Source organism: Nonomuraea sp. NPDC048882 (assembly GCF_040649755.1).
GTDB lineage: Bacteria > Actinomycetota > Actinomycetes > Streptosporangiales > Streptosporangiaceae > Nonomuraea > Nonomuraea maheshkhaliensis.
Map to the genome: position 1 here is coordinate 250,350 of NZ_JBEZGB010000002.1, position 12,841 is coordinate 263,190.

A 12,841-nucleotide genomic window follows, 5' to 3' on the forward strand; every position below is an offset into this window, starting at 1 on the left:
GGTGGTATGACTCCCGGCGAAAGCACCCAGGCCGGCCTGATTCTCAAGGTGGCCACACACCTGTTCGCGGCGCTCGGCTACGACGGCACCTCCACCCGGCAGATCGCCGAGGCCGCCGGGCTGAACATCGCCACCGTCAACTACCACGTGGGCGGCAAGCGCGAGCTGTACCTGGCCGTCATGGAGCGCGCCCACCAGGCGGAGAAGGCGGCGCTGGAGACCGCGCTCGCCCGGCTGCCCGGCGCCGACCCGGTCGCCGCCATCCACCGTCTGGCCGACGACTATCTCGACTTCTGCGTGGACAACCCCGAGGTGCCCGCCCTGTGGATGCACCGCTGGCTCTCCGACGCCAGTGACATCACCGAGCTGGAGCGCCAGTACGTGCAGCCGCTGCTCGCCACGGTGACCGGCGCGCTGCGGCCGGCGGTCGAGTCCGGGCTGATCTCCGGCGAGATCGACCTGGAGTACACCGTGTGGACGGTGATCTGGTCCGTGCACGGTTTCGCCAAGGGCGGAGTGCTGGACGCGGAGGGGCGGCGCAGAGGCGCCGGCGACCGGGCCGCACTGCGCCGCTTCCGCGCCCACCTGCACACCAGCCTCCACCGCACCCTCGGCCTCCCCGGCGACCCCAGGTGACCCAACTGGGGCGAGGCCGGCTGTTCGGTTACGGCGTCGGCTCCGTCGGGACCGGCGTGTTCTCGGCGGTCCCCGGCCTCCTGCTCCTCTACTACCTGACCGACCTGCTCGGCGTCCCCGCCGCCGTGGCGGGCGCCGTGCTGGTGGCGCCCAAGATCTGGGACGTGCTGCTGAACCCCCTGATCGGCGCCGCCAGCGACCGCGAGGCCGTCCGCACCGGCCACAGGACCCGCCTGCTGACCATCGGCGCAGTCGCGCTGCCGGTGACGTTCGCGCTGATGTTCGCGGTGCCGGGCGACGTGCCGGGGGCGGTCTGGGCCGGGGCGGCGTTCCTGCTGGCGGCCACGGCCTTCGCCTGCTTCCAGGTCCCGTACGTGGCGCTTCCGGCTGAGATGTCCCCCGACCCGGGCGAGCGGACGAGGATCATGTCCTGGCGGGTGGTGTGCCTGACGGTCGGCATCCTCGTGGCCGGCGGCCTGGCCCCGGCCGTGGTCGATCTGGCCGGGGGCGGCCGGGCCGGATACGCCGTGATGGGCGTGACGATCGGCGCGATCATGGCGGCGGCGCTGGCCGGTGCGACGCTGGCCACCCGCTGGGTGCCGTCGAGGCCGGGGCCCAGGCAGCTCGGTCCCGTGGCGGCCTTCCGGCTGGCGAGGGGCAACCGGCCGTTCTTCGTGCTGCTGGCGGCGTTCGTGGCGCAGGCGCTGGCCGTGGCGGTGATGCTGGCGGGCGCGCCGTACGTGGCGTCGTACCGGCTGGGGGACTACGGGCTGACGTCGGTGATGTTCGTCTGCCTCGTCGGGCCGAGCATGCTCGCCGTGCCCGGCTGGGCCTGGCTGGCCCGCGTGCACGGGCCGGTGCGCTGCTACCTGGCCGCCTCCGCCGGCTTCTGCGGCGTCGCGCTCGCGCTGATCCCGGCCATCGCCTCGGGCGCCCTGGTGGCCACGCTGACGCTGACCGCCCTGGCCGGGGTCTGCTACGCGGCGCTGCAACTGCTGCCGCTGTCGCTGCTGCCCGACACCGTGCACGCCGACGCAGCCCGTACGGGACACGCGCAGTCCGGCGCGTTCACCGGCCTGTGGACGGCGGGCGAGACGGCGGGGCTGGCGCTCGGACCCGGGCTGTTCGCGCTGGTGCTGACCCTGTCGGGCTTCACCTCAGCAGCGGCAGGCGGGCCGGTCGCGCAGTCGCCCGGCGCGCTGACCGGGCTCCTGCTGGGCTTCACCGCGCTGCCCGCCCTGCTCATGCTGATCAGCCTGCCGTTCGTCGTCAGGTACGGAAGGCTCACCCCCACGAGAACGAAGGAGGCCGCGTGAACCTGCCCCCGGCCGGAAGGACCACGGAAGACCTGCTGGCTGAGGTCGCCCGGCTCAAGGAGCACGACCTGCCCGTACGCGGCGGTCAGGTGACCGCCTACGTCTACGACACCGGGCGGTCCGAGGTGAACGACGCCGCCACCCGGGCCTACCTGGAGATGCTGGAGGTCAACTGCCTCGACCCGACCGCGTTCCCCAGCGTGGTGGACATGGAGCGGCAGGTCGTGGGCGCGGTGTCGGACCTGCTCGGCGGCGGCCACGGCGTCTTCACCAGCGGCGGCACCGAGTCGATCATGCTGGCCGTCAAGGCGGCCCGCGACCTGGCCGGACGGGACCGCCCCAACCTCATCCTGCCGGTCACCGCCCATCCGGCCTTCCACAAGGCGGCGCACTACCTCGGGGTCGAGGTCGTCGCCCTGCCGGTGGACCTTTCGACGTACAAGGTGCGCGCCCGCGACGTCGAGGCGGCGATCACCCCGGACACCGTCCTCGTCGTCGCCTCCGCGCCCTCCTACCCGCAGGGCGTCATCGACCCGATCGAGGAGGTGGCCGCCGTGGCGTCGGCGGCGGGGGTGCCGTTCCATGTGGACGCGTGCGTGGGCGGCTGGCTGCTGCCGTGGTTACGCGAGGCGGGTGCGCCGGTGCCGCCGTTCGATCTGTCGGTGCCCGGGGTGACCTCGATCTCCTGCGACCTGCACAAGTTCGGCTACGCGCCCAAGGGTGCCTCGGTCCTGCTGTTCGCCGATCCGGCGATGCGGCGGCGGGCGTATTTCGCCTCGGCCGCCTGGCCCGGGTACACGATCATCAACGCGACCGTGCAGAGCTCACGGTCGGCGGGCCCGCTCGGCGGCGCCTGGGCCACCCTTCAGGCGCTGGGCCGGGAGGGGTACGTGGAGCTGGGCCGGGCCACGCTGGAGGCGACGGCCAGGCTGCGCGCCGGCCTGGCCGCCGTCCCGGGGCTGCGGGTGCTCGGCGAGCCCGAGTCGTCGCTGGTGGCCTTCGCGGGTGACGACATCGACGTGTTCGTGCTGGCCGACGAGGCGCGGGCTCGCGGCTGGTTCCTGCAGCCGCAGCTCTCGTACGCCGGCATCCCCGCGAACCTGCACATCACGGTCACCGGGGTCACGCTCTCCGGGGTGGAGGCCATGCTCAAGGTGATCGCCGAGTCGGCCGATGCGGCCAGGGAACGCGGTCCCGTCGTGCTGCCCGAGGGGCTGGTCGAGCTGGTGGCGGGGCTGGACCTGGACGCCATCGACGACGCGTCGTTCGCCGAGCTGAGCGCCTCTGTCGGGGTGGACCTGCGGCCGGGGGCGGGGCAACCGGAGATGGCGATGGTCAACGCGGTGCTGGACGCGCTGCCGCCCGCCTCGCGGGAGGCGGTGCTGGTGCGCTTCCTGTCGGTGATTTACGGATCCTGAACCCGCGCGCTCGGGCAGCCGGGAGGGGATGCCCGCCCGGGCTCAGGCGGGGAGGGGCGTCGTGGGCTCAGGCGGGAGGGGTCGCCGCGGGCTCCGGCGGCCGGCGGCGCGGCGCCGGTTCAGGCGGCCGGGAAGGTGGCCTCGACGTGGAAGCCGCCGTCCTCCAGCGGCCCGCTCTCCAACGTCCCCCCGGCCACCTCCACCCGCCGCCGCAGATCGAGCAGGCTCGGCCCAGGCCCGGCGACGCCGACCCAGGCGCCGGGCCGCCCGGCGGAGCTGCGCACGCCGATCCGCACGTAGCCGGGCGGGTAGCGGACGCGTACCCGCACGTCCGCCCCCGGCGCGTGCTCGCGCACGTTGGCCAGGGCCGCCTCGACCACCAGGTACGCGCTGCGCCCCACCGGCCCGGGCACCGGCACGGGCGTGCCCTCGACCGACAGCTCGACGGGCACCCCCGCCTGCGCCGAGTCGATCACCAGGGGCCGCAGGTCCGGCAGCGGCAGCCCCAGGTCGAAGCCCTCCCCGGTACCCCGCCGCAACAGGGCGGTCATGTGTCGCAACTCCTCCAGCGTCTCGCAGCCGGTCGTGCGGATGTCCTCGGCCGCCGCCCTGGCGCGTTCGTCGCCGGCCGCCAGTGCCAGCGTGCCGGCCTCCAGCACGATGCGGCCGACCCGGTGGGTGACGACGTCGTGCAGCTGGCCGGCCAGGCGCTCGCGTTCGATCCGTTGTTCGCGTTCGGCCAGCTCGGCACGCAGGCGTTCCCTGACGGAGACGTACAGGCCGTACAGGACGGCGAGCGCGATCACCGCCTCGGACCTGGCGACGAGCCCGAACCGGTCGGGCAGGGTCAGGACGCCGAGGACCAGCACGAGCACCGGCAGCCGGCGGCAGAGCGGGCGGCTGTCGCGGGCGTACGCCATCGCGGCGTACGCGGCGAACGGCCCCAGGGGCGGCCAGATCAGCGCGTCCTGCGACGGAAGGGGCACGACGGACGGCGCGAGCAACGACAGGGCGGGCACGGCGACCGCGGTGCCGGCGCCGATCCAGGCCACGACCAGAGGCGCCCGGCGCATCCAGAACACCGGCAGCGCCCCTGCCAGCAGAAGCACCAGCCCCGTGCCCGAATAGCCGGCCACCGGCGTCAGACCCGCCGCGGCCAGGACCGCGACCGCGTCGATCGGCCGCGGGCGGGCACCGTCCACGGCCTCATCGTACGATCACCCGCCGTACGTGCCCACCCCTACTTTCGTAGCCGGTCAGAGCCGGGTGATCCGGACGGCGTCCGCGATGACGTACCCGGTCGTGGAGGTCCAGCGGCTCACCCCGACCACGTTGTACGTCCCCGCGTCCAGCCGGTACGTGCCGAGGCCGCGCCACGCGCCGCCCCCCGTGCGCTGGTCGACGGTCACCGTCCGATTCCCACCGGAAGCCGCGACGATGTACGGCGTCGCGCTGTTGTAGCCGGGATCGGCCGGATGCCACACCTCCACCCGGTAGTCGCCGGTGCTCGGCACGGCCGTGCTGAACCAGGCCGGATCGCTGGCCGCGACCGGTTCCGCGAAGCGGTAGTCGGCGCCGTGGAGCTGCGGGGAGTAGGCGGAGGTGCCCCAGGCCGAGCCGGCGGCGAACCCGGGCCCGGCGTTGTCGATCACCACGCTGAACGCGCCGCCGCCGCCCTGGCCGACGGCCCGGCCCGCGCTGGGCGCGCTCTCCTGGTGGGTGCGGTTGAGCGCGGCCACGTAGTAGGTGTAGGCCGATCCGCCGGCGCCGGTGTCGGTGAGCGTCTTCTGCCGGGTGGTCCCGACCAGGTTGCGGGCGTCGGCGAAGAAGCAGGGGTCCGCGGCCGACGGGCTGCCATCCACCCGGTAGACCGCGTACGACGTGGCCGACCCCGTCCAGGCGAGCTGGACGCCGTTCGAGCCCCGCGTGGCCGAGGTGATCGACGGCGCGGCGGGGGCGGCGGCCGTGCCGCGGGCCGGCAGCAGCGCGGGCCTGGTGTAGTGGGCGTTGACGACCCTGGTGAACGCGCCGATCCGGTCGGCCCTGACGTCCTTGGCGCTGAAGAAGATGTCGCCGGCGACCTCGGGATGCTGCCGGTTGTCGGTCAGGTGGTCGCTCAGCTCGGCCGGGTCCTGCCAGGCGGCGTCCTGCCCGGAGGCGCCGGCGCGGTAGGCGGCCTGCCCGACGACGAGCTGCACGCCCGTGCCCCGGACGACGTCGGACCACCAGGCGGTGAGCACCTCGTAGGGGGCGGTGGCGAAGCCCATGTGCCAGTAGATCTGCGGCGCGAGGTAGTCCACCCAGCCCTGCTTGACCCATTTCCTGCTGTCGGCGTAGATCGCGTCGTACGACTGCAGCCCCGACGTACGCGAGCCGAGCGGGTCGGTGCCGCTGTTGCGCCAGATGCCGAACGGGCTGATGCCGAAGGACACGTGCGCCTTGGCCGCGTGGATGCGCTGGTCGAGCTCGCGGATCAGCAGGTTGACGTTCTCGCGCCGCCAGTCGGCGACGTTGGAGAACGCGCCGCCGTACTGCGCGTACGCCGCCGCGTCGGGGATGGTCTGGCCGCTCGCCGGATAGGGGTAGAAGTAGTCGTCGAGGTGCACGCCGTCCACGTCGTACTTGGAGACGGCGTCCATGATCGCGTCCTCGATGAAGTCGCGGACCTCCGGGATGCCCGGGTTGTAGTAGAGCTTGCCGTCGTAGGCGAAACGCCAGCCGGGGTTGCGCCGCGCGGGATGGCTGGAGATCAGCCGGGACGGGTCGTCGTGGTTGGCGATCCGGTACGGGTTGAACCAGGCGTGAAACTCCAGGTCCCTGGCGTGGGCCTCGGCGACCATGAAGGCCAGCGGGTCGTAGCCCGGGTTGCCGCCCTGGGTGCCGGTCAGCCACTGCGACCACGGCTCGTACGACGAGGGCCAGAACGCGTCGGCCGTCGGCCTGACCTGCACGACCACGGCGTTCATGCGCTTGGCCACGGCCAGGTCGAGCCAGGCGCGGAACTCGGCCTGCTGCGCCGACACGCTCAGCCCGGTGCGGCTGGGCCAGTCGATGTTGGCCACCGAGGAGATCCACATGGCTCTGAGCTGGCGCTTCGGGGTGGCGGGATCGACGGCGCAGGCGGCGGTCGTCGCGGCGGCGGGGGTCGTCTGGGATGGGGCCACGATGCTGACGAGTGCGGCGGCGGTGAGCGCCGCCATGAGGGTACGCAGGAGCGCGGTCACGAAGGGAAGTTTCAGCGCATTCGTCGGCGAGCGCAATAGTTTTCAGCAGTTTCGCGGGGGCCCAATCTCGGGCGCCGCATGACTGGGCGAAAAGTTTCACCTAACTCCGAGTTAATGTCAATTATCGACATAAGTCAGAAGCTGCCGTAAGTTGCACCCGTCACCTGTGAACGAGGAGCACCCCAATGACTCTCGCCCGCACGCGATTAGCAGCCCTCGCCACCTCGATCCTCGCCGTCATCCTCATCGCCGCAGGCCAGCCCGCCTGGTCGCAGGCGAAGGAGCCCGCACTGCCGGCCGCGTTCGACAAGGCGGCCGCCGCGCACGACGTACCCCGTGACCTGCTCGTCGCCCTCGCCTACGCCGAGACCCACCTCGACGGCCACGCCGGCGAGCCCAGCGCCAGCGGCGGCTACGGCGTGATGCACCTGGTCAGCAACCCCACCAACCACTCGCTCGAACGAGCCGCCGACCTCACCGGACTCCCGGCCGACAAGCTCAAGTCCGACGACGCGGCCAACATCCTCGGCGGCGCGGCCGTGCTGCGCGCCCACGCCGACAAGCTCGGCCTCGACGAGACCGCGAGGAAGGACGCCGGCCGCTGGTACTCCGCCGTGGCCGCGTACGGCAACGCCTCCTCTCCCGAGCTGGCCCGCCTGTACGCCGACGCCGTCTACGAGGGGCTCGGCCTCGGCATCGACCTGCGCGGCGTGCGGGTCAAGCCGCAGGAGGTCACCGCCGACCGCGGCGACCTGGCCAAGGCCCGTGACCTGAACGCCCGCGGCGTGGACGCCCAAGCCGCCGTGGCCAGCCCCGACTACCCGCCGGCCGCCTGGGTCGCGGCCAGTTCCAGCAACTACCGCGTCTCCAACCGGGAGACCAGCTACAACATCGACAAGGTCGTCATCCACGTCACCCAGGGCTCGTACGCCGGCACCATCTCCTGGTTCCAGAACCCGAGCGCCCAGGTCTCCGCGCACTACGTGGTCAAGTCCTCCAACGGCGCCATCACCCAGATGGTGCGCGACAAGGACGTCGCCTGGCACGCCGGCAACTCCTCCTACAACAACCGCTCGATCGGCATCGAGCACGAGGGCTTCGTCAACGACGCCTCGTGGTTCACCGACGCCATGTACCGGGCCTCCGCCGCACTGACCCGCGCCCTGTGCGACAAGTACGGCATCCCCAAGAACCGGACCGGCATCATCGGCCACAACGAGGTCCCCGGCGCGACCCACACCGACCCGGGCTCGCACTGGAACTGGACCACGTACATGAACTACGTGACCGGTGGCGGCGGCACCCCCTCGTGGACCACCACGGTCGACAACACCACCTCCGGCCAGTTCACCGCCAGCGCCAACTGGGGCACCTCCACCTACTCCAGCCAGCGCCACGGCGCCGACTACCGCTTCGCCGACCCGGTCGCCGCCAGCGACCCGGCCTGGTACTCGGCCACGATCCCCAGCGCCGGCACCTACCAGGTCGAGGTCTGGTACCCGGCCGATGCCGGCTACAACAGCTCGGCGCCGTACATCGTGGCGACGTCGAGCGGCAACCAGACCGTCTACGTCGACCAGCGCTCCGGCGGCGGGGCCTGGCGCAGCATCGGCACGTTCTCGCTGAGCGCCGGCACGCAGAACGTGGTCGGCGTGAGCCGGTGGACGTCCGGCACCGGTTACGTCATCGCGGACGCGGTCCGCATCAGCAAGCCCTGACCCCCCTCGGGTGAAAGCGGCCCGCGCCCGACCCCTCCCGGACGCGGGCCGCTCACCACTCGATGGTTCATCACCCGCCGTAACGGATAATCACACTATGTGAGCGGGGAGGAGATTCTCAAAGCGGAGGGCCTGCGCAAGGTCTTCCCCGGCGTCGTCGCCCTCGACGGCGTGGACCTGAGCCTGCGTACCGGCGAGGTCCACGTTCTGCTGGGCGAGAACGGCGCCGGCAAGAGCACCCTCATCAAGATCCTCTCCGGCGCCTACCGCCCCGACGGCGGCCTGGTCCGCATGGACGGCCGCATCGTGCACCCGCACTCGGCCGGCGACGCCCAGCGGCTCGGCATCGCGACCATCTACCAGGAGTTCAACCTGGTCCCGCAGCTCACGGTCGCGGAGAACCTGGCGCTCGGCCGCCCGCCGCGCAGATTCGGCTTCGTGGACGTCGCCCGCATGGAACGCGACGCCGCCCGGCTGCTCGACCGGGTCGGCGTGGACGTGCACCCGCGCACCCCGGTCGCCCGGCTGGGCATCGCCCGCATGCAGATGCTGGAGATCGCCAAGGCACTCGCGCTGCACGCCCGCATCCTGATCATGGACGAGCCCACCGCCGTGCTCACCACGAGCGAGGTCGCCAAGCTGTTCACCATCGTGCGGCAGTTGCGCGAAGAGGGCGTCGCGATCGTCTTCATCACCCACCACCTGGAGGAGATCGCCGAGATCGGCGACCGGGTGACCGTGCTGCGCGACGGCAGGTCCGTGGCCGAGGTCCCGGCGAACACCCGCCGTGACGAACTGGTCGGGCTCATGGTCGGCCGGCCCATCGACCAGCAGTACCCGCGCCGCCCGTCCCCTCGGGGTGAGCCGCTGCTGCGGGTGTCGGGGCTGACCCGCGCGGGCGCGTTCGACGACGTGTCGTTCGAGGTGCGCGCGGGCGAGGTGGTGGGCGTGGCGGGGCTCGTCGGAGCCGGCCGCACCGAGGTGGCCCGCGCGGTCTTCGGCGCCGACCGCTACGACGCGGGCGAGGTCGTCGTACGCGGCGAACGGCTGCCGCCCGGCGACGTGCACGCCGCCATGGAGGCCGGGCTCGGCCTGGTGCCCGAGGACCGCAAGGGCCAGGGCCTCGTGCTGGGCGCCGGCATCGGCGAGAACCTCGGCCTGGTCACCATGCGCGACGCCACCCGCGCCGGCTTCGTGGACCGCACCCGGCTGCGCACGGCCGCCGCCCAGGTGGCCGAGCGGCTCGGCATCCGCATGACGGGGCTCGACCAGGAGGTACGCACCCTGTCCGGCGGCAACCAGCAGAAGGTGGTCATCGGCAAGTGGCTGGTGGCCGACGCGCACGTGCTCATCCTCGACGAACCGACCAGGGGCATCGACGTCGGGGCCAAGGTCGAGATCTACCAGCTCGTCAACGCCCTCACCGACTCGGGGCACGCGGTGCTGATGATCTCCAGCGATCTGCCGGAGGTGCTCGGGATGAGTGACCGGATCCTGGTCATGGCACGGGGACGGCTGGTCGGCGAGTTGCGCGCGACCGAGGCCACCCAGGACGACGTGATGGCCCTGGCCGTCACGGAGGTGGAGGGATCCCGTGCCCGCTGACCTGCTCGCGACGAAGGATTTTCATGCCCGCGATGGAGAGGTCCCGAGCCCGTTGACCTGGCCACGACGGAGGATTCCCACGCCCACTGACGTGCAGCCGATGGAGACTCCCCATGTCCGCTGACGTGCTCGCGCGCCGGTCACCGGCCGCCGCCTGGCTGGCCGAGAACGGCGCGCTGGCGGCGCTCGTCGTGCTGGTCGTGGCGCTGTCGCTGCTGTCGTCCGACTTCCTCAGCGTGACGAACCTGCTCAACGTGGGCGTCCAGGCCGCCGTCACCGCGATCCTGGCGTTCGGGTCCACGTTCGTGATCGTCACCGGCGGCATCGACCTGTCCGTCGGCTCGGTGGCGGCTCTGTCGGCGATCACGCTGGCCTGGACCGCCACCACCGCCGGGGTGCCGTGGCCGCTGGCCACCGTGATCTCGCTGGCCGTGGGCGTCGTGTGCGGCCTCGTCAACGCGGCACTGATCGCGTACGGGAAGCTGCCGCCGTTCATCGCCACGCTGGCCATGCTCGGCATCGCCCGCGGCCTGGCCCTGGTCGTCTCGCAGGGCAGCCCGATCGCGATGCCGGAGGCCGTCTCCCACCTGGGTGACACCATCGGCCTCTACCTGCCGATCCCCGTCATCGTCATGGTGATCATGGGCGTGGTCACGGCCGTGATCCTCAACCGGACCTACCCCGGCCGCGCCATGTACGCCATCGGCGGCAACGCCGAGGCCGCCAGGCTGTCGGGCATCAAGGTGGACCGGCAGCAGCTCATCACGTACGCGCTGTCCGGGGGCTTTGCCGCAGTGGCCGGGATCGTCCTGGCCAGCCGCCTGGCCTCGGCGCAACCCCAGGCGGCGGCCGGCTACGAACTCGACGCCATCGCCGCCGTGGTGATCGGCGGAGCGAGCCTGTCCGGCGGGAAGGGCCGGGCGCTGGGCACGTTCGTCGGCGCACTCATCCTGGCCGTCCTGCGCAACGGCCTGAACCTGCTGTCGGTGTCCGCGTTCTGGCAGCAGGTCGTGATCGGCGTCGTCATCGCACTCGCGGTCCTCGTCGACACCCTCCGCCGCAGGACCACCACTTAGGAGCGAAACCATGCGTTTTCCCATACCAAACCCACCCAAGCCCAGCCAGCCGACCCGCCATCAACCCGCACCTGACCTGGCCGTACCCCGGCAGCAACCCGCGCGCCACAGGCCCGCGCCACCTCAGGGCGCACTACCCGGAACGTCTCCAGGCGCACTCCGCCTGACCATGTTCTCCCTATGCCTGTGCCTTGGACTGGCGGCTTGCGGGACCTCCGGGGGCGGGGACGGCTCCACCGCCTCCCCGGGTGCGGGCGCGGGCGACATCAAGATCGGCATGTCGGTGTCGACGCTGAACAACCCGTACTTCGTCCAGCTCCGCGACGGCGCCCAGGCCCAGGCCAAGAAGCTCGGGGCCACGCTGACCGTCACCGACGCCCAGAACGACGCCTCGCAGCAGGTCAACCAGGTCCAGAACTTCACCAGCCAGAACATGAAGGCGGTCATCATCAACCCGGTCGACTCCGACGCCGCCGCACCGGCGGTCAAGGCGGCCGAACGCGTGCGCATCCCGGTGGTGGCCGCCGACCGAGGCGTCAACGGAGCCGAGGTGGCGCAGACCGTCGCCTCCGACAACGTGGCGGGCGGAAAGCTGGCCGCGCAGGAGCTGGCCAAGCAACTCGGCGAGAAGGGCACCGTGGTCGTCCTCCAGGGCACCCCCGGCACCTCCGCCTCCCGCGACCGAGGCCAGGGCTTCACCGAAGGCATCGCCGCCTACCCCGGGATCAAGATCGTGGCCAAACAACCGGCCGACTTCGATCGCACCAAGGGCCTGGACGTGATGACCAACCTCATCCAGTCACACCCCGACGTGACGGGCGTCTTCGCGGAGAACGACGAGATGGCCCTGGGCGCGATCAAGGCACTCGGCGCGAGGGCCGGGCAGCAGGTCAAGGTGATCGGCTTCGACGGCACCCCGGACGGCATAGCCGCGGTCCAGGCCGGCACGATGGCCGCCACCATCGCCCAGCAACCCCGCCTGCTGGGTCAGGAGGCGGTGGACGCGGCCGTCAAGCTCGCCAAGGGCGAGACAGTCGAGAAGACGGTGGCGGTGCCGGTGAAGGTGGCGACCAAGGAGAACGCGTCCGAGTTCCAGACGTCATGAGGGGCTCACGGCCGGCCGCACAGGAACCGCCTGCGTCCTTCGCGGCTGGCCCACCCGTATGCATCCCCTCGCCCCCGTACGAGCGTCTCCGCAAGCCATGCCAGCTCAGCCCCCCTCAACGACACCGGCCACGTGAGACGGGGCCGTGGAACACCGACGGGGCCGTGGAACACCAAGGAAACCCCACCAGGCCACCCGAAACCGCCCGAGAAGCCCGAACGGCCGAACGACCTGACACCCGCCTGGCCCGACCGAACCAAACCGACCCAAACCGACCCGGCCGATCGCACACCGCCATCAGACGTCGTGCTCAGACGCCGCCATCAAACGCCGACGGCCGCCGGCCAGCTCATCCGGATGTTCGTCCCCTTGGGGCTGGGGAACACCTCGACGTCATCAGCCAGACCCTCGATGACCGCGATGCCGAAGTTCGACATGAAGGAGTCGGAGAGCATGCCGAGGTCGAGGGGCTGTTCCTGCTTGATGTCATCGCTGGGGGCCGAGTCACTGACCGTGACCTCGAACCGCCCGGAGTCGTCACGTAGCTCGATGCGGATGGGCTCGCCCGGACAGTGCGCTCGATGCGCCTCGACTGCCCGGGAACACGCCTCCCCCACAGCGAGCCTGACTTCGTCCAGCAGGGATTCCTCCACACCGGTGCGCCGGGCGATCGCCGTGGCGACCAGCCGGGCGGTCCGCACGTGTGCGGGAAGGGCGCTGAACGTCAGCTCGACGGTAGCCAT

9 protein-coding genes and 1 pseudogene are annotated in these 12,841 nt (G+C 71.9%); 7 read left to right on the forward strand and 3 right to left on the reverse strand.

Annotation, left to right across the window (positions count from 1 at the left end; genetic code table 11):
• Window positions 1-6: 6 nt before the first annotated feature.
• Genes AB0C27_RS06310 through AB0C27_RS06320 form a run of 3 tightly spaced genes read left to right on the forward strand, consistent with a single transcriptional unit; the run spans window position 7 to window position 3,370 of the window.
• Complete coding sequence (locus tag AB0C27_RS06310) at window positions 7-636, forward strand: TetR/AcrR family transcriptional regulator (protein WP_357838708.1); 630 nt, start codon at window positions 7-9, stop codon at window positions 634-636.
• A complete protein-coding gene (locus AB0C27_RS06315) occupies window positions 633-1,952 on the forward strand; it encodes an MFS transporter (protein WP_357838710.1) in 1,320 nt (439 codons plus the stop codon). Before AB0C27_RS06310 ends, AB0C27_RS06315 begins: the two co-directional genes overlap by 4 nt.
• The gene (locus tag AB0C27_RS06320) at window positions 1,949-3,370 is read left to right on the forward strand and encodes an aspartate aminotransferase family protein (protein ID WP_357838713.1); all 1,422 of its coding nucleotides are present in this window, start codon (window positions 1,949-1,951) and stop codon (window positions 3,368-3,370) included. Before AB0C27_RS06315 ends, AB0C27_RS06320 begins: the two co-directional genes overlap by 4 nt.
• 119 nt (window positions 3,371-3,489) lie before the next feature.
• Here AB0C27_RS06320 and AB0C27_RS06325 read toward each other — a convergent pair whose 3' ends face one another.
• The gene (locus tag AB0C27_RS06325) at window positions 3,490-4,572 is read right to left on the reverse strand and encodes a histidine kinase (RefSeq protein WP_357838716.1); all 1,083 of its coding nucleotides are present in this window, start codon (window positions 4,570-4,572) and stop codon (window positions 3,490-3,492) included.
• Between the two features lie 54 nt (window positions 4,573-4,626).
• On the reverse strand, window positions 4,627-6,594 hold the full coding sequence (locus AB0C27_RS06330) for a family 10 glycosylhydrolase (protein WP_357838720.1): 1,968 nt from the start codon (window positions 6,592-6,594) through the stop codon (window positions 4,627-4,629).
• A 185-nt stretch (window positions 6,595-6,779) separates the two neighbouring features.
• Between AB0C27_RS06330 and AB0C27_RS06335 the strand changes: the two genes are divergently transcribed.
• From AB0C27_RS06335 to AB0C27_RS06350, 4 genes and pseudogenes are all read left to right on the forward strand, one after another.
• A complete protein-coding gene (locus tag AB0C27_RS06335) occupies window positions 6,780-8,312 on the forward strand; it encodes an N-acetylmuramoyl-L-alanine amidase (RefSeq protein ID WP_357838723.1) in 1,533 nt (510 codons plus the stop codon).
• Between the two features lie 99 nt (window positions 8,313-8,411).
• Window positions 8,412-9,917 carry a sugar ABC transporter ATP-binding protein gene (locus tag AB0C27_RS06340; protein ID WP_357838726.1) on the forward strand — a complete coding sequence of 502 codons (1,506 nt, stop codon included), beginning with the start codon at window positions 8,412-8,414 and terminating at the stop codon, window positions 9,915-9,917.
• 113 nt (window positions 9,918-10,030) lie between these two features.
• Window positions 10,031-10,984: pseudogene (locus tag AB0C27_RS06345) on the forward strand (ABC transporter permease); the annotation flags it as partial.
• Window positions 10,985-11,270: 286 nt separating this feature from the next.
• Complete coding sequence (locus AB0C27_RS06350; protein ID WP_357838728.1) at window positions 11,271-12,098, forward strand: D-ribose ABC transporter substrate-binding protein; 828 nt, start codon at window positions 11,271-11,273, stop codon at window positions 12,096-12,098.
• A gap of 323 nt (window positions 12,099-12,421) precedes the next feature.
• Here the strand turns inward: AB0C27_RS06350 and AB0C27_RS06355 are convergent, their stop codons facing one another.
• The gene (locus tag AB0C27_RS06355; RefSeq protein ID WP_357838730.1) at window positions 12,422-12,841 is read right to left on the reverse strand and encodes an ATP-binding protein; all 420 of its coding nucleotides are present in this window, start codon (window positions 12,839-12,841) and stop codon (window positions 12,422-12,424) included.

Bases quoted from the DNA above. Each gene is read 5' to 3' on its own strand.
- AB0C27_RS06310 (WP_357838708.1), top strand. From the start codon at position 7: ATGACTCCCGGCGAAAGCACCCAGGCCGGCCTGATTCTCAAGGTGGCC.
- AB0C27_RS06335 (WP_357838723.1), top strand. From the start codon at position 6,780: ATGACTCTCGCCCGCACGCGATTAGCAGCCCTCGCCACCTCGATCCTC.
- AB0C27_RS06350 (WP_357838728.1), top strand. From the start codon at position 11,271: ATGTCGGTGTCGACGCTGAACAACCCGTACTTCGTCCAGCTCCGCGAC.
- AB0C27_RS06355 (WP_357838730.1), bottom strand. From the start codon at position 12,841: ATGGCTACCGTCGAGCTGACGTTCAGCGCCCTTCCCGCACACGTGCGG.